We start from the raw sequence: 17,058 nt of genomic DNA, 5'->3' as shown, positions 1-17,058 counted from the left end.
TGTTCCTATTCGTCTTTGGCTCTGAATGCAAAATCGTTATCCTTTCAACTGCGGACCGTAGGTGTACAGCATACCGGGAGACAGCTCAGGCTTTAAGTAGTGATGTAGCGGACATTCGATGATGCGGACAATCTTGCCGATTCCCGGGTACACCGGTTCCAGCTCCAGCTTCATATCGCCCGAATGCAGCTCAATTGTCGGCTTGTGCTCATTCTGCTGGTGAAAGCCCTGAAGCACAACCTCAAGCGGCAGGATTGTATGAAGTGTCATTGCAGGGTCCCCCCCGGCTGGCCCTGCCTGCGCTCGTCAATACGGCGGTTAAGCTCTGCAATGGCATGACCAATCCCTCCCACTGCATCAATCAAGCCGTCTCTCACCGCGTCCGAGCCAATAACCGTTGTCCCAATATCGCGTGTTAATTCCCCGGTCTTGAACATCAGTTCCTTGAAACGCGTCTCGGAGATGTTCGAATGCGAAGTGACGAACCGAACGACACGCTCCTGCATTTTATCAAGATATTCGAAGGTTTGCGGAACGCCTATTACAAGCCCGTTCAACCGGATTGGGTGAATGGTCATTGTTGCCGTTTCGGCAATAAATGACTTGTCCCCTGCTACCGCTATCGGCACTCCGATCGAGTGGCCGCCGCCGAGAACTAATGTAATCTTAGGCTTGGTCAGGGATGAGATCATCTCTGCGATTGCAAGACCAGCCTCCACATCCCCGCCAACCGTATTCAATACGATGAGGATACCTTCCACCTTGGGATTCTGCTCGGCTGCCACGAGCTGAGGGATCAAATGCTCATACTTGGTTGTCTTGTTCTGCGGGGGCAGTACCATATGGCCTTCAACCTGGCCAATGATAGTCATGCAGAACAGGTTTGATTCAGCAGCAGGCGTGGATGTCTGCCCAAGCTGCTGGATGGTTTGAACAATCGGGTTGGTTACCTTGCTCGGATCCATAGGAACAGGGCCAGGATCTGGCTGCTCCATAGTAAACTGCTGCTGCGCTTCATGTTCGGTTGTCATCTCAATTCCTCCCTATTTAACCCTTTATGGTGCGGCTTGTCATAGTATGGAATCAAGCGCGTCTTTTATACCAAACAAAAACAGCTTTATGGCGAACTTCCGAAGAAGCTACCATAAAGCTGCAAATGCTTGTTCTATTGGAACCGGGTCGGGATCTTTCGAACAGTTAATGGTTATAGACTAAACTTCCATAATAATTGGCAGGATCATCGGACGGCGGCGTGTTTGCTCATACAGGAAACGGCCCAGCGCATCCTTCACGTTCGTCTTCAGAGATGCCCATTCATTCACGTTGTCGCTCATCAGCTTATTAAGCGTGGAAGTGACAATCCGGTTGGCCTCTTCGAGCAGACCCTCCGACTCACGGACGTAAACAAAGCCCCGCGAAATAATGTCAGGACCAGACATAATCGCTCCGTCCTGCTTGCTCAGTGTAACCACAACAACCAGAATACCATCCTGGGACAGTAGCTTGCGGTCGCGAAGCACGATATTGCCGACATCGCCAACACCAAGACCGTCAATCAGGACATTGCCTGCCTGCACTTTGTTGCCTTTGCGGGCGTTTCCGCCCTGAATTTCAACTGTATCCCCGTTATCCAGCAGGAAAATATTCTCCCGCTCGACACCAACAGCTTCACCCAGCTGGGCATGCTGTCTCAACATTCTGTACTCACCGTGAATCGGAATAAAATACTTTGGTTTGATCAGGTTCAGCATCAGCTTCAATTCTTCCTGACTGCCGTGACCGGATACGTGAACGCCAGATACGGAGCCCGGCCCATAGATGACGTTGGCTCCCAGGCGGAACAGCTCATCAACTGTTCTTCCCACATATTTCTCATTGCCCGGAATCGGTGTAGCCGCGATAATAACGGTATCACCAGGTAGAATATCTACCTTGCGGTGAGTCGAACGCGCCATGCGTGTCAGTGCTGACATCGGCTCGCCCTGACTGCCGGTCGACAGAATGACTACACGGTCAGCCGCCATCTTGCCTACTTCCTCAGGCTCAATGATCATTCCCTCCGGAATGTTCAGATAGCCGAGCTCGGAAGCAATGGTAACGACATTGACCATACTACGGCCAATTACTGCAATTTTGCGACGGGTTGCCATAGCGGCATTGATAACCTGCTGAATCCGATGCACGTTCGAAGCGAAAGTAGCAACGACTACCCGCTGCGTTGCTTTCCGGAAGATGTCTTCAAACTCTGTTCCGATTTTGCTCTCGGATGGTGTAAAGCCAGGACGCTCAGCATTCGTGCTGTCAGACAGCAGGGCAAGTACCCCTCTGCTGCCGATCTCAGCCATGCGCTGAAGATCTGCATACTGATCGTTAACCGGTGTGTGATCGAACTTAAAGTCACCAGTGTGCACAACCGTACCTTCCGGTGTATCGAGACATACGCCGACCGAATCCGGAATACTATGATTTGTGCGGAAGAATGTAGCTTTGATTGTACCGAGCTGAACTTCAGAATCCGCATTAATCAGAATTCGTTTTGTCTCGCCAAGCAGACCTGCTTCCTTAAGCTTTCCTTCAATCAGACCAAGGGTCAGCTTCGTTCCATAGACTGGTACATTCAGGTGACGAAGTACGTATGGAAGCCCGCCAATGTGGTCTTCATGACCATGAGTTATTAAAATGCCTCTTACTTTATCCCGATTATCGGTCAAGTACGTAATATCCGGGATAACGATATCGATCCCCAGCATGTCCTCTTCCGGAAACTTCAGACCAGAATCCACCACAACAATGTCATTACCATATTGAATGACATACATATTCTTACCGATTTCACCGACGCCGCCCAATGCAAATATAAGCAGCTTATCTTGGTTGTTCTTCTTAGACAAGTAAATCAGTACCTCCTGTATACGTTGGACGTCGATCCAAACATTATTTGATTTTCAAAGATTTGCCGCACCCAGTCACTTGACATCATTATACATGATTGAAAAGACAAAACACAAGTGAAGGCCGAAAGATAGCTGGATTATTAGCGTTCCCAAAAACAAAGAACCGATGCTAGACATCGGTTCTTTACGGGTAAAATCACAGTAATTTGTTGATGAAAGCCGCTTCCGCCTCGGTCACATCGACCAGCGGCAGCCTGACACCGCCAACCGGCATACCCTTCTGCCTTAGCGCATATTTGACAGCAACCGGATTGGGAACAGGATGAGGGCAGTCAAACATGCCCTTAAATACCGGGTAACAGGCTTGATGCAGCGACGCTGCTTCTTCAGAACGGCCATCCAGATGCGCCTGAATCAGCTTCTTCATCTGTCTGCCGATAATATGGCTAGAGACGCTGACAATTCCATACCCGCCGACTGTAAGAACAGGAAGGGTAGTACTGTCGTCTCCACTGTAAACCTTAAAGCTGTCTGGCGTGCTCGTGACAATCTTGGTGATCTGGTCCAGAGGAGCGCAGTCCTTCGTGGCTACGATATTACCGATAGCTGCCAAACGAATCGTTGTCTCTGCAGACATGTTAACACTTGTTCGGCCAGGTACGTTATATAGTATGACCGGAAGGGACGTAGCTTCCGCAACAGCTTTAAAATGTTGGTATAACCCTTCCTGACTTGGCCGGTTATAGTAAGGCACGACGACGAGTACTCCATCAACCCCACACTTCTCAGCCTCACGGGTCATATGGATCGAATGAGCGGTACTGTTGCTGCCTGTACCCGCGATTACTTTACGGCGTCCTCCCACCTTCCGGACAACAAACCGGAACAACTCGAGCTTCTCTTCATCGCTGAGCGTCGGTGACTCACCTGTTGTACCAGCTACGACCAGGCTGTCGCTCTCCTGCTCGTTAATCAAATAGTCAATTAACCGTTCCGTCGTGACCCAGTCGATCTGACCATTGCTGTCGAAAGGGGTGACCATCGCGGTGACAAGTCTTCCGAAATCCATAATGACTCCTCCTGTGAAGTGTCCATGCGCCGGAGCGAGCGCTTATCCGTTAGTCTGAAAGCAACGCTTCATATCTGACTTCGTATATGCTCTATTCCGGGTGAACGCCAATAATTCGCCGGATCCTGCAGCAGCCTGCTGCCGGCTGTATCAGTAAGTAAATCCTTTTGTTACAGATCCAACCCGAATTTTGTGTGGAGCGCTCTGATCGCCGCAATCATATCTGACTGACGAACGAGTACCCAAATCGTTGAATTGGAATCTGCTGATTGCATAATTGCGATTCCTTCCTCGGTCAGCGCCTCTACAATGCGGGCCATGACACCAGGTACGCCATTCATGCCGCCCCCGATAACGGATACCTTCGCACAATCGCGAATGGCTGCCGGCTCATAGCCAAGCTTCTTCAATGCGGCCACTGCACGGTCAGCTTCACTGTCAAATACCGTATATACCGCACCGTTTGGGGTGACATTAATAAAATCAACACTGATATGATGTTTCGCCATCGCTTGAAATACACCTAGCTGTACATCCGCTTGACCGGCAGTATTACTAACCGTAATCTGGGTCACAGGCGCAACATGGGCAATGCCGGTTACAGGCCGGTCTTTAACGTCTCGCACCTGTCCGGTCTGCCTGGAGGAAACCAATGTTCCTTCCTGATCTGAAAAAGTCGACCTCACACGAATCGGTATATTGCTTTGGGCGGCGACTTCGACTGCCCGGGGATGGATAACCTTGGCTCCTTGTCGAGCCATATTGCAGATTTCATTATAACTAACCGCTTCTAGCGGTCGAGCGTTCTCAACCACCTTGGGATCGGCCGTTAATATTCCCTCAACATCGGTATAGATATCTACCATTTCCGCCTGCAGCGCTGCACCTATCGCAGTAGCTGAGGTATCGCTGCCTCCGCGGCCAAGTGTAGTAATCTCACCGTCATCGGTCATCCCCTGAAAGCCCGTGACAACGACAACCCGCCCCTGATCCAGATGACGGACCATAGCGGCGGGATCGATACGGGTAATTCGGGCGTGGCCATACTGGTTATCCGTACGGATACCGGCTTGACCGCCGGTTAATGCAACCGCAGGTATACCTTCGGATTCCAGCAAAGAGCAAAGCACGGCCGCGGAGATCATTTCCCCGCATGCCATTAGAAAATCCTGCTCCCGGGCTGATTGTGAACCGCTCGTAAGTGTAAGCAGTGTATCGGTAGCATAGGGTGAGCCCTTACGTCCCATAGCGGAAACAACAACTGCCAGCTGATAGCCCCTGGCACGCTCCCGCTTAATATGCTCGATCACATGCTGCCTGGCTTCTTCCGTTGCAAGCGATGTACCGCCAAACTTTTGTACTAAAATGGCCACTGTTTCGTCCTCCCTAAATCGGGAAGTACGTCAATCGGCTGTTATAAGCTAAGAAATCAGAAGTTAAATGGATGAGTCCTATTTCGCTGCAATATATTCTGCGATCTGCACAGCATTCCATGCTGCGCCCTTCATCAGATTATCCGAAACGATCCACAGATTTAGACCTTTGGTATTGCCGAGATCCCTGCGGATCCGACCGACAAATACATCCGGCTTGCCGGCAGCTTCTGTAGCCAGCGGATACTGCTGATTATCCATATCATCAACAACAGTGACTCCTGGAGCCTCTGACAACAGCTTCTTGACGTCTTCCAGCTCGTAATCAGATTTCAGTTCGACATATACGGATTCAGAATGGCCATGAACGACTGGGATTCTGACGCATGTCGCTGTAACATCAATCGACTCGTCGCCCATGATTTTCTTCGTTTCGCGAATCATCTTCATTTCCTCTAAGGTATAGCCGTTTTCCTGGAACTTATCAATCTGCGGGATTGCATTAAACGCAATCTGGTGCTTTACAGGCAGGGAACCAACAGGCAGGATATCAGGATTAACCGGATTTCCTTCCAAGGCTTCCTTCGTCTGGCGAAGCAGCTCATCAATTGCCCGGCTTCCCGCCCCGGAAACAGCCTGATAAGTTGAAACGAGGACTTTGCTGATTCCGTACTTGTCATACAGCGGCTTAAGAGCCGCAACCATCTGAATAGTCGAACAATTCGGATTGGCAATAATACCGTTATGTTCCTCGACCTTGCTGATATTCACTTCGGGCACTACGAGCGGTGTGTTCGGATCCATACGGAATGCATTCGTGTTATCGATGCAGACAGCCCCGTGTTCAACTGCATGAGGCGCCAGCGCTTTGCTGACATCTCCGCCAGCACTGAATAGTGCAATATCCACACCTTTGAAGCTTTCCGGCGTCGCCTCTTCCACCGTTATGTCCTGGTCTCTAAACTTGATTGTAGTACCGGCCGATCTTGCGGAAGACAGCAGCTTCAACTGGTTAATCGGGAAATTTCTCTTCTCAAGAAGTCCGATAATCTGTTCTCCTACTGCGCCTGTCGCCCCAACCACGGCAACGTTAAACAATTTCTGATTTGACATATGGTTCCGTCTCCCCTCTCTAACTGCTTCAAGCTATGCCGCAGGCTTACCATGATACATTCTTACGCAAATAGAAACCTATGTTTATGAAAACGATTAATAATTGAACCGCTCAACCAGCAGAGGCTGCAGCTGATTCCCCTGTAGTGCGGCTTCACAGGCCTCCAGGCACAAATCCATCCGGGCCACAAGCGAGTTAGGCTTCTGCTCTGGGCTATCCTGGCCGAAAGGCACGAAGTATACATTCTTGGCAACAAGTAGCTTAGCGATGTTGGCTGCATTTAGACCCAGGCCGTCATTCGTGGAAATTGCCAGCACAAGCGGCCTGCCATTGCGCATCTGTGATTTCGCGGCCATGAGAACGGGCCCATCGGTCATTGCATTAGCCAGCTTACTTGTGGTGTTGCCCGTACACGGCGCAATAATAAGTACATCCAGAAGCTTGGAGGGTCCAAGCGGTTCGGCCTGCACAATGCTGGAAATAATCTCGTTTCCCGTTATCTCCTTCAGCTTACGCTGCCATTCTGCGGATGTTCCAAACCGTGTGTCCGTCGTCATAATCGTCTGTGAGACAATCGGAACTACATTAGCACCTGCATCTACAAACCGCTTGATCTGCGGCATAATCTCTGCAAATGTGCAATGCGACCCGGATAATGCATACCCGACCGTTATGCCCTGCCAGTTCATTGCTCATCCCTCCGCTCCGTTGTGTCTTCCTGGATCAGGCGGCTGACACAGTCAGCAATAATCCGACCAGCCGTTTTGGGAGCCACAACACCGGGAAGTCCGGGGGCGAGCATCGCTTTGATTCCACGCTTCTCAGCGAAGCGGAAATCTGTTCCGCCAGGTTTTGACGCTATGTCAATAATGACGGCGCGAGATGGCAATTTAGCAATAATTTGCGCTGTGACTATCATAGTCGGAATTGTATTAAAAAGCAAGTCGATATTCCCCGTATGATGCACGAGATTGCTGGTATCTACAGGCTCAAAACCCATTTCCAGCGCTCTTGCAAAATGATCCTCGCGGCGTACGCCCACCTTCACTTTCGACCCCATTCCCTGCAGCGTCCGTGCCAGTGTAAACCCTGTCCGGCCAAATCCGAGAACCAGGGAATTGGAGCCATGGATGGTAATATCCGTGTTCTGAATCGCCATCATAACGGCACCCTCAGCAGTTGGTATGGAATTGAAGATGGCCACATCATCCCTCTCAAACAGCTCAACTAGCTGGATACCGTGCTTGGCACATAACTGCTTCAAATATGGTTTGGCCATTCCGGTATATACTTTACAGTGTTTAGGCAGCCGGGCTATATGCTCATCGAGCAGTCTGAGCTCCCTGTCACTGAACACGGCCGTGATTACACCTTCATCATCTGTGCCTACAGCTGGCAGCAGCAGGGCATCAGCAGCCTGCAGCATTTCACATTCGAGCTCCGCATGAACGGCCCCGTCCAGCGGCGTATGAAGTCCGTCAAAACCCGCTACGGTTACCGATGCATCAAGCTCAGTCAGCTTGCGGATCACCTCCAGCTGACGTGCATCTCCGCCCAGCAGAACAACATTTACTCCTGTGAGCAACAATCCCACTCCTCTCCTGTGCTTCATAAGCCATAAACCATCATATGCTCGCGCCCAGAAGGGGGTGAAAAACAAGTAAAGGACGATCCGCAGCAGCCTGCTGCAAATCGTCCTTCACTGCAAAATACCAGCTTATTTGCCGGTGTGGCCGAATCCGCCTTCGCCCCGAACGGTATCCGGGAGCTCGTCCACTTCCTCAATATCGACGTGAGGGACAACTTGAAATACCATCTGGGCAATACGCTCACCGCGTTCAATAACGAACGGTTCCTGTCCGTGATTAATCAGCAGCACCTTTACTTCCCCGCGGTAATCTGCATCTATGGTGCCTGGAGAATTAAGGCATGTTATGCCATGCTTGTAGGCAAGTCCGCTTCTTGGGCGAATCTGGGCTTCAAGCTCCGGCGGCATTGCCATCGCAAAGCCTGTCGGTATCAGCTGTCTCATGCCCGGAGCAAGTGTCACGGGTTCCTGAACAGCAGCATGAAGATCAAAGCCTGCAGCCCACTCGGACATTTTCTGAGGAAGCTGGATATCTTCGCTGCCAGGCAGCCGTTTGAATTTAACGCGGTACAAGTATATCCCTCCCGACTGAAGCAGCCGCCTTATCGCTTGAACCCACCATAGCCACGGCAAACGGTACCTCCAGCATTCTTCCGGTCACATCCTTGATATCCTTCATGCTGACTGAATCAATTCTCTCCAGCATCTCGTCGATCGTATAGTGCCGGCCAAGCATAAGCTCGTTCTTGCCAATGCGGTTCATCCGGCTGCTTGTGCTTTCCAGGCTGAGGATCAAGCTACCCTTAAGCTGTTCCTTGCCGCGGTGAAGCTCGCTGTCTGTCAGGCCATTGGCTGAGATTTCGCCAAGCTGCTCAATTGTCAGATCCAGCACATCTTTTGTCTGTTTCGGCGCCGTGCCTGCATAGACTGTGAACAAGCCAGTGTCGGCATACGAAGTATGATAGGAATATACGGAATATGCCAGCCCGCGCTTCTCGCGAATCTCCTGGAACAGCCTAGAGCTCATTCCCCCGCCGATCGCATTATTGAGCAGAATCATGGCATACAGCTGCGGATCTGCGATTGAGCAGCCCGGGAAGGTGAGACAAAGATGGTTCTGCTCGGTTTTCTTCTTGTGGAAGAGGTACTGCCCCTTGAACGCAGGTGAATGAAGCTCCGGCGACGTGCCTCTTCTGTCGAAGCGGCCAAAATGCTTCTCAAGCAATTCCAGCACCTGGCGGTCTTCCACATTGCCGGCCATTGCGATGACCGTATTATCAGTTCTGTAATGGGCGTTCATATAAGAACGCAGATCTTCCGGTCCCATGGCAGTCAGACGTTCTTCCAGCCCCAGGATGGAATAAGCGAGCGGATGGTCGCCAAACGAAGCACGAGACGCTTCATCATGGACCTTGTCATCCGGTGTATCCTCATACATGGAGATTTCCTCCAGGATGACATTCTTTTCCTTCGCCAGCTCCCCCGCATCAAACTGCGATTCAAAAAACATATCCGCCAGCGCGTCCACAGCGATTGGCAAATGCTGATCCAGCACCTTGGCAAAGTAGCAGGTATACTCCTTCGAGGTGAAAGCGTTGACATTGCCGCCGATTCCATCGAACAGGTCTGCGATATCCTTAGCAGTGCGCTGCTCGGTGCCTTTAAAGAGCATGTGCTCGATAAAGTGGGAAATACCGTTATCTAGCAAGGTTTCATTGCGTGAACCGTTCTTTACCCAAATTCCAAACGAGACCGATCGACAGGTCGGTATGTTCTCGATGACAACTCGTAATCCGTTTTGTAATGTGTATCTGTTCACCGGGTCTCCTCCTAAAAAAATCAATGATTCCACTATAGCAGAATTAACTACCTGCCTCAACTTCCGGGAAACGCGCAGGTGACAGTGTCTCTGTCACGGTCCCCAAAGCCAGCCCTTTTTCCCTGACCGCGGCAATCATGCCCTTCAGCGCATCACGCGAAGAAGCGGTAGGATGCATTAATATCAAGGAGCCAGGTCCGGTCTCCCGCGAGATCTTGCTTATCATCCATTCGGGAGCCGGCTTCTTCCAATCCACCGTATCAACGGTCCACAGCACCGTCTTCAGCCCCTCGGCAGCGGCAACTTCGATCGTCGTTTGATTAAAAGCGCCCGAAGGCGGTGCGAACCAGCGGTTCTTTACGCTGAGCTTGCTCCTCAGCAGCTCCTCCGTCCGTGTTATCTGCTGCTTCTGGGCAGCCCGGCTGATTCGGGACATATCCGGATGGGAATAGGCATGATTGGACATCTCGTGTCCATGATTCATGATGTCTTTAGCCAGCTCTTCGTTTTTGCTCAGCCAGGTGCCATCCAGGAAGAATGTGGCCTTTACCTTTTCCTCATCCAGCGTATTAAGAATATCCGGCAGGTATTCATTACCCCAGGCTACATTGATCATAATCGCAGCCATTGGCTTATTCGGATTGCCCCGGTAGACGGGATATGGCCCCAGATCCTCCAGATTAATCTCAGGCTGAACTTCTCTATATACGAGCTGAAGCGGTGATCCCTTGGGACTGGATGAGGTTCGTGAATAGGAGGCATCGATATCTACCTCAAGACCGCTGTAACCGGGAATCGCTTTCCATACGGGATCGACCTTGGCATTGACCGGCTTCTGGTATCGCTCTTGCGCTTCCTGTCTAATCCGTTGCAGCAAGGGGTCAGCTTCAGCAAATACCGTATCTGCCCTTACCGCGTCAACACCCGATTTAATGCTGTCAATGTACCGGCCGAGCTCCCACCCGCCCGTACCCAGCATAATGACGGTAACAAAGCTGACGACCATCAGCAGCACTTTCTTCTTATCCACGCCGCCCCCTCCTGCTCTTCACAATCGCTGCTACCATTTTATGTTCAGAAGGACAAGATTATGTAAGAGGGATGTAAAAAGGCAAACAAAAAAGAGACAGAATAGCTCTGGCTCTTTGTTGGGTGTCTTCTTGGATGGATCGGTTCCTGATTAGGCTTCGGTTTCAGCTTGCGCAGCCAGTACAGCTTTGCGGGACAAGTTAATACGTCCTTGCTGATCGATCTCCGTAACCTTCACTGTAATTTGATCACCAATCTTGACAACATCTTCTGTTTTGGCAACACGCTCGGAAGACAGCTGGGAAATGTGTACCAAGCCTTCCTTGTTCGGCATGATCTCGACAAACGCACCAAACTTCTCAACACGCTTGACGGTTCCCAGATAAACTTCACCGACAACGACTTCCTTGACGATGCCTTCGATGATTTGGCGGGCACGCTGATTCATCTCTTCGTTCGAAGAAGCGATGAACACCTTTCCGTCCTGTTCGATATCAATCTTGACACCAGTTTCCTCGATAATCTTGTTAATAATTTTGCCGCCTGCTCCAATAACATCACGGATCTTATCCGGATTAATCTGCAGGATCAGAATCTTCGGCGCGTACTGTGACAGGCTTGTCCGCGGTGTCTTCATGACTTCCAGCATTTTGCCCAGAATATGCATGCGGCCTTCACGGGCCTGCTCAAGCGCCTCAGCAAGAATAGCACGGTCAATACCATCAATCTTGATATCCATCTGGATAGCCGTAACGCCTTCCGCTGTACCAGCTACCTTGAAATCCATGTCGCCAAGATGGTCTTCCATCCCCTGAATGTCGGACAGGATAGAGAAATGCTCGCCATCCTTGATCAGACCCATTGCAATACCGGCAACAGGCGCTTTAATCGGCACCCCTGCATCCATCATCGCAAGCGTACTGGCGCAGATACTTGCCTGGGAAGTGGAACCATTCGACTCCAACACCTCGGATACCAGGCGGATTGTATACGGGAATTCGGATTCTGAAGGAATGACCTTGGCAAGCGCACGCTCACCCAGGGCGCCATGACCGATTTCACGACGGCCGGGAGCACGAAGCGGACGAGCTTCACCGACGCTGAACGGCGGGAAATTGTAATGGTGCATGAAACGCTTGGTCTCCTCAAGATCAATACCATCCAGGATCTGGACATCACCGAGCGCACCAAGCGTACAAATGCTGAGCGCTTGCGTCTGGCCGCGTGTAAACAGCCCGGAGCCGTGGGTACGAGGCAGCAGTGCAACATCACATTCAATCGGGCGAATCTCATCCAGGCCGCGGCCATCCGGACGGACCTTGTCATGAGTGATCAGACGCCGTACTTCTTCCTTCACGATGTCGTACAGCACTTCCTTCACGTCGCCCAGAAGGTCGGGAGTTTCGGCGTAAGCTTCCTCAAAGTGCGCCACCGTATCGGCATTCACCGCATCAATTGCTTCCTGACGGGCATGCTTTTCCGGAATTTTAATCGCTTCCACCAGCCTGCTGGATGCAAAGGCACGAACCTCTTGGTTGACCTGTTCGTTGACTGCATGGAGAACAACGTCCATCTTAGGCTTGCCAGCTTCAGCTACCAAATCTTCAATGGTCTTTACAATCTTCTTGATTTCATCATGACCGAACATGATCGCTTCAAGCATCACGTCCTCCGGCACCTCATTGGCTTCCGCCTCTACCATCATGATGGCGTCCTTCGTACCGGCAACTACGACGAAAATATCCGTTTTCTCTTCCTGCTCAACAGTCGGGTTAATGACAAACTTTCCGTCCACACGGCCAACACTAACACCGCCAATCGGTCCTTTGAACGGAACATCAGAGACAGACAGCGCCGCGGATGTACCGATCATCGCCGCTATTTCCGGCGGGCAGTCCTGATCCACACTCATAACAATGTTCACGATCTGAACATCATTACGGAAGCCTTCCGGGAACAATGGACGGATCGGGCGGTCAGTCAGACGGCTCGATAGAATAGCCTTCTCGCTTGGACGTCCTTCCCGCTTAATGAAGCCGCCCGGGATTTTACCAACTGCATATAGACGTTCTTCATAATTCACAGTAAGCGGAAAAAAATCCAGGTCCTTAGGCTCCGATGAAGCCGTTACGGTGCAAAGCACAACCGTCTCGCCATAACGTACCGTTACAGCTGCGTTCGCTTGTTTAGCCAGTCTGCCGGTTTCAAGCACCAGCGGGCGTCCTCCAAGCTGCATTTCAACGCGATGAGTCATTTTCATCCTCCTTGCTGCCGAGATACAAATAGCATTTCCGGCAGTATGTATTCATTATCCGTTCTACTAAAATCCATTCTACAACACCCCCGGCATTCCTGCCAGAACGTCCTCATATGTCAAAAAGCAACCCGGTAAAGGCCTTGCCGCCGGAATCCGGACGGCTTGACAACCAGGTTGCTTTTCTCCCACATGATTAGCGGCGCAGGCCGAGTTTTTCGATCAAAGCACTGTAACGACGAACATCCTTGTTCTTCAGGTATGCCAGCAGCTTACGGCGCTGACCTACCATCTTGAGCAGACCGCGGCGGGAGTGATGATCCTTCTTGTGCTCCCGAAGATGCTGCGTCAAGTTGACGATGTTCTCCGTCAGGATAGCCACTTGTACTTCAGGTGATCCCGTATCGCTCGCATGTGTCTTATGCTGTTCGATCAGTTCATTCTTACGTTCTTGTGTGATTGCCATCCTATGTTCACCTCCTTCATATAATCGCCGATGGCCTCGACGCCGTCGGTGAGAGCGGACGACCAAGCCATGGTTCGATTGCGCCCTATTAGCCGCAACGAGAATCAGTATACCATAACCGCAGGGACAAAGTAAATGTTTCGTATGAATCGCTAGAAATAATGGCTATCGGCCGTACTGGGGACCACTTCCATGCAGACCGGCCAACAGGCTTTTGGCTTCTTCGGCATCCTGTTTAATCTGACTGACCAGCTCCTGGACTCCGCTGAATTTCCGCTCAGGCCTTAGGAATGACTGAAAGTCGACTGCAAGCTTCTGTCCATATAAGTCCCCGCTGTAATCAAATAAATGGACTTCCAGCTTCGCTTCTCCCGGCAGCTCGTGGAATGTAGGCTTAACCCCAAGATTCATCACGGCCGGTCGAACAGAGCCATTCTCAAGCAATGCGGTCACCGCATACACGCCCAGCTTAGGCAGCATATAGTTGGCATCCTCCGCTATGTTGGCCGTTGGAAAGCCAATCGTACGTCCCCGGCCTTCCCCCTGCGTCACCGTACCCGAAATGCGGTATGGCCGTCCCAGCAAACGCTTCGCTGCACTTACATCGCCCGCCAGAAGAGCTTCCCGGATGCGGGTACTGCTCACTTTGATTCCTTGGTCAACAAGAGGCGGAATCACGGTCACGGACAATTCCCGTCCGCCTAGCTCCCGCAGTGTTTCGGGGGTTCCTGCCCCCCTGCTGCCGAATGTGAAATCAAAGCCGACAACCGCCTCATCAACCCGAAGCTCCCGCAGCAGTTCCTGGACGAATTGCTCTGGCGACAGTGAGGCGAGTGTTTCATCGAAGTGAACCACGTAAGCCAGGTCCACACCAATACTGGCAAAGAGCTTCAGCTTCTCCTCCATTGGAGTTAACGCTGACTCATACTGCCTTCCATGCCCAAGAACTTCTTTGGGATGCGGATGGAATGTCATCACGGCAGCAAGACGTCCAGTCTCCGCTGCTCGCCTTACAGCGCGGGAAATGACGTCTTGATGTCCGAGGTGCACCCCGTCAAAATGCCCGACAGCCATGACTTTACTGCGGCTGGCCTGAACAAGTGATTGACTGTCGAACGGGTAACGCAAACGTATGATTTCCACAGCTGTTACACCTGCATTTCTTTTTCCTATCCTCTTTGCTGATCAGGAAAATACTTTTATGGGAAGCAGCAAGCCTGCATTCCGGTCCGCTTCGTAAAGGCCGATGAAATGGCCTTCCTCCGCATACAAGCGCAAACGAACATGCTCATGACCCAATATGTCTTCCTCCGTGCGCACAGCAGCAAGCGGTATCTTCTGGCCCTGCATCGCTCTGCGGGCATGGTCAGAATCCGTCACTGCTTTCCTTAAATAGCTAAGCGCCCGGTCAGAGGGAATTAATCTGGAAGAGAGCTCACCGCTCGCCATCATCGCCTCGATCTGCTCAAGGGTCAAGCATTCCTCCTGGGTAAAGCCGGCTGACATCGTCCGAACCAGGGAATCCATTGAAGCTGGTACGCCAAGCTTTTTGCCAATATCGACGCAGAGTGTACGGATATAAGTGCCTTTTGAACAGGATACAGCAAAACGGATCTTCGGCAGCTGCTGCTGCAGATCCATATCCAGAAGGCTGATTTCATGAATCGTTACCTTGCGGGATTTGCGCTCCACCGTCTGGCCCTCACGAGCGAGCTCATACAGCCGCTTGCCGCCAACCCGGACAGCGGAATACATTGGCGGAACCTGTTCAATTTCGCCAATAAACCCGGCCACAACCTGACGCACATGTTCTTCAGTCACATCCACATGATCCAACCGCTCTGTGACCGTACCGGTCATGTCCTCGGTATCGGTGGCAATGCCCAGCTGAAGAACTGCCTCGTACGCCTTAGGGAGCTCCTGCAGGTATTCAACGACCCGCGTCGACCGCCCTAACGCAAGCGGGAGAACACCCGTTACCTGGGGATCAAGCGTACCTGTATGGCCAATACGTTTCATCTTCACCAATCTCCGGACCTTGGCCACCACATCGTGTGACGTCCAGCCGGCGGGCTTCCATACCGCCAAAATTCCATCCATCTTTTTTAGTCCAACGCCTTTCTAACGGTATCCACAACAGCAGCCATAGCATCAGCAAGAGGTCCGCGCACCCGGCACCCGGCTGCGCGTACATGCCCGCCGCCGCCGTAAAGCTGCGCAACAGCGGCTACGTCGAGGCGCCCTGCCGAACGCAGACTCACCTTGACATCACCTTCGGCCGTAACCTTGAAGAGCATACCGCATTCCACGCCGTCAATGTTTCGTGCATAGTTGACGAGCCCTTCAAGATCCTCCGGTGCAGCACCGGTATCAGCCATATCTGACGGCTCAATATACAGCCAGCCGACCCTGCCGTCTTCTGTGAACGTCAGCCTGGACAGCCCCCGCTGCAGTACCTTCAGCTGCGGCATGGTCATCTTCTCGAGAAGATGATCCGCCAGCTCGAATCCCTTCACCCCGATTTCAAGAAGCTTCGAAGCGATCCTCATTACGTGTGGACTTGTGCTTGAATAACGGAAACCTCCGGTGTCTGTCAACAGACCGGTGTACACGGCTGTTCCCGCCCCAACCTCAAGCGGAATACCCGAACGCTCGATCAAATCAAACAGGATCTCCGCCGTTGCTGCAGCATTGCTGCGAATGACATTGACTGTTCCAAAACCGTCATTAGTGGGATGATGATCAATATTCAGCAGCTCTCTGCCCTGCTCAAACAGCTCGCTAACCTGTCCAATCCGGCGGAAATCTGCGCAATCGACCGCTACAATCCGGTCATATGTACGGCCAGGATTGGTTAAGGAGTAGTCGATAATTTGATCCGACTCCTCCAAATAGGCCAATCTGGCGGGAAAGTTCCCTTCGTTGATCATGGTAACGCGCTTGCCAAGCTTCTTGAGAAGCCAATTCATGATCAAGGTTGAGCTGATGGCATCCCCATCAGGCTGAACATGGGAGACAACCAGAAAGTCGTCTCCCTCACGCAGAAATGCGAGCGCATTGTCCAGCTCAGCCAAATATTCCTTTGTCAGTACGGTCATACCGTATCATGCCCCCGATTGATCTCCACAAGCAGCGACTCAATCCGGCTTCCATACTCGATGCTGCTGTCAAACCGGAATTCCAGCTCCGGCGTGTGCCGGAGACGAATCCGTTTGCCAAGCTCGGAACGGATAAAGCCCGACCCTTTTGCCAGAGCCTTGAGCGTATTTTCCTTCTGCTCATCCGATCCGAGAACACTTAAATAAATACGTGCCTGTGACAAGTCACTTGTTACATCGACACCCGTTACGGTAATAAACCCGATACGAGGGTCCTTGAGCTCGGTTTGAATAATCTGGCTCAATTCCTTCTTGATTTGTTCACCTACACGCCCAACTCTCACCTTAGCCATG

16 protein-coding genes and 1 pseudogene are annotated in these 17,058 nt (G+C 51.6%); all 17 read right to left on the bottom strand.

Annotated features, from left to right (window positions below; all coding sequences use genetic code 11):
- Positions 1–36: 36 nt before the first annotated feature.
- The 17 genes and pseudogenes from DNH61_RS22340 to rbfA all read right to left on the bottom strand — a co-directional run bounded on the left by DNH61_RS22340 (position 37) and on the right by rbfA (position 17,057).
- Positions 37–270 (bottom strand): YlzJ-like family protein, encoded by a 234-nt coding sequence (locus DNH61_RS22340; RefSeq protein WP_111149048.1) that lies wholly within the window; start codon positions 268–270, stop codon positions 37–39.
- Positions 267–995 (bottom strand): ClpP family protease, encoded by a 729-nt coding sequence (locus DNH61_RS22335; RefSeq protein ID WP_111149385.1) that lies wholly within the window; start codon positions 993–995, stop codon positions 267–269. The genes DNH61_RS22340 and DNH61_RS22335 overlap by 4 nt, the downstream gene beginning before the upstream one ends.
- Positions 996–1,211: 216 nt before the next feature.
- On the bottom strand, positions 1,212–2,891 hold the full coding sequence (locus DNH61_RS22330) for a ribonuclease J (protein WP_111149047.1): 1,680 nt from the start codon (positions 2,889–2,891) through the stop codon (positions 1,212–1,214).
- 199 nt (positions 2,892–3,090) lie between these two features.
- Positions 3,091–3,963, bottom strand: coding sequence for a 4-hydroxy-tetrahydrodipicolinate synthase (gene dapA, locus DNH61_RS22325; RefSeq protein ID WP_111149046.1), 873 nt, complete (start codon positions 3,961–3,963; stop codon positions 3,091–3,093).
- 170 nt (positions 3,964–4,133) lie between these two features.
- Entirely contained in the window at positions 4,134–5,336 is a 1,203-nt protein-coding gene (dapG, locus tag DNH61_RS22320; protein WP_111149045.1) for an aspartate kinase, read from the bottom strand.
- 78 nt (positions 5,337–5,414) lie between these two features.
- Positions 5,415–6,449: an aspartate-semialdehyde dehydrogenase gene (locus DNH61_RS22315; protein ID WP_111149044.1), complete on the bottom strand. Its 1,035-nt coding sequence runs from the start codon at positions 6,447–6,449 to the stop codon at positions 5,415–5,417.
- 96 nt (positions 6,450–6,545) lie between these two features.
- Complete coding sequence (locus tag DNH61_RS22310) at positions 6,546–7,139, bottom strand: dipicolinate synthase subunit B (RefSeq protein WP_111149043.1); 594 nt, start codon at positions 7,137–7,139, stop codon at positions 6,546–6,548.
- Positions 7,136–8,035: a dipicolinate synthase subunit DpsA gene (gene dpsA / locus DNH61_RS22305; RefSeq protein WP_111149384.1), complete on the bottom strand. Its 900-nt coding sequence runs from the start codon at positions 8,033–8,035 to the stop codon at positions 7,136–7,138. The genes DNH61_RS22310 and dpsA overlap by 4 nt, the downstream gene beginning before the upstream one ends.
- A 132-nt stretch (positions 8,036–8,167) precedes the next feature.
- Positions 8,168–8,611: a dUTP diphosphatase gene (gene dut, locus DNH61_RS22300; protein ID WP_111149042.1), complete on the bottom strand. Its 444-nt coding sequence runs from the start codon at positions 8,609–8,611 to the stop codon at positions 8,168–8,170.
- Positions 8,598–9,857, bottom strand: coding sequence for a M16 family metallopeptidase (locus tag DNH61_RS22295; RefSeq protein ID WP_111149041.1), 1,260 nt, complete (start codon positions 9,855–9,857; stop codon positions 8,598–8,600). The genes dut and DNH61_RS22295 overlap by 14 nt, the downstream gene beginning before the upstream one ends.
- A gap of 43 nt (positions 9,858–9,900) precedes the next feature.
- Positions 9,901–10,836: a polysaccharide deacetylase family protein gene (locus DNH61_RS22290; protein ID WP_425452310.1), complete on the bottom strand. Its 936-nt coding sequence runs from the start codon at positions 10,834–10,836 to the stop codon at positions 9,901–9,903.
- A 201-nt stretch (positions 10,837–11,037) separates the two neighbouring features.
- On the bottom strand, positions 11,038–13,140 hold the full coding sequence (gene pnp, locus DNH61_RS22285) for a polyribonucleotide nucleotidyltransferase (protein WP_111149040.1): 2,103 nt from the start codon (positions 13,138–13,140) through the stop codon (positions 11,038–11,040).
- Positions 13,141–13,336: 196 nt separating this feature from the next.
- The gene (gene rpsO / locus DNH61_RS22280) at positions 13,337–13,606 is read right to left on the bottom strand and encodes a 30S ribosomal protein S15 (protein ID WP_111149039.1); all 270 of its coding nucleotides are present in this window, start codon (positions 13,604–13,606) and stop codon (positions 13,337–13,339) included.
- Between the two features lie 165 nt (positions 13,607–13,771).
- A pseudogene (locus DNH61_RS22275) lies at positions 13,772–14,698 on the bottom strand (bifunctional riboflavin kinase/FAD synthetase); the annotation flags it as partial.
- Positions 14,699–14,791: 93 nt separating this feature from the next.
- Positions 14,792–15,706, bottom strand: a complete 915-nt coding sequence (gene truB, locus DNH61_RS22270) for a tRNA pseudouridine(55) synthase TruB (RefSeq protein ID WP_111149037.1) — start codon at positions 15,704–15,706, stop codon at positions 14,792–14,794.
- Positions 15,707–15,711: 5 nt separating this feature from the next.
- Positions 15,712–16,704, bottom strand: coding sequence for a DHH family phosphoesterase (locus DNH61_RS22265; RefSeq protein ID WP_111149036.1), 993 nt, complete (start codon positions 16,702–16,704; stop codon positions 15,712–15,714).
- Positions 16,701–17,057, bottom strand: coding sequence for a 30S ribosome-binding factor RbfA (gene rbfA / locus DNH61_RS22260; protein ID WP_111149035.1), 357 nt, complete (start codon positions 17,055–17,057; stop codon positions 16,701–16,703). Before rbfA ends, DNH61_RS22265 begins: the two co-directional genes overlap by 4 nt.
- Position 17,058: the final 1 nt, after the last annotated feature.

The sequence above is a fragment of the Paenibacillus sambharensis genome (assembly GCF_003233845.1).
Lineage (GTDB): Bacteria > Bacillota > Bacilli > Paenibacillales > Paenibacillaceae > Paenibacillus_I > Paenibacillus_I sambharensis.
The sequence above is the reverse complement of the archived record's forward strand: the minus strand, read 5'-3'. Positions and strand labels throughout refer to the sequence as shown.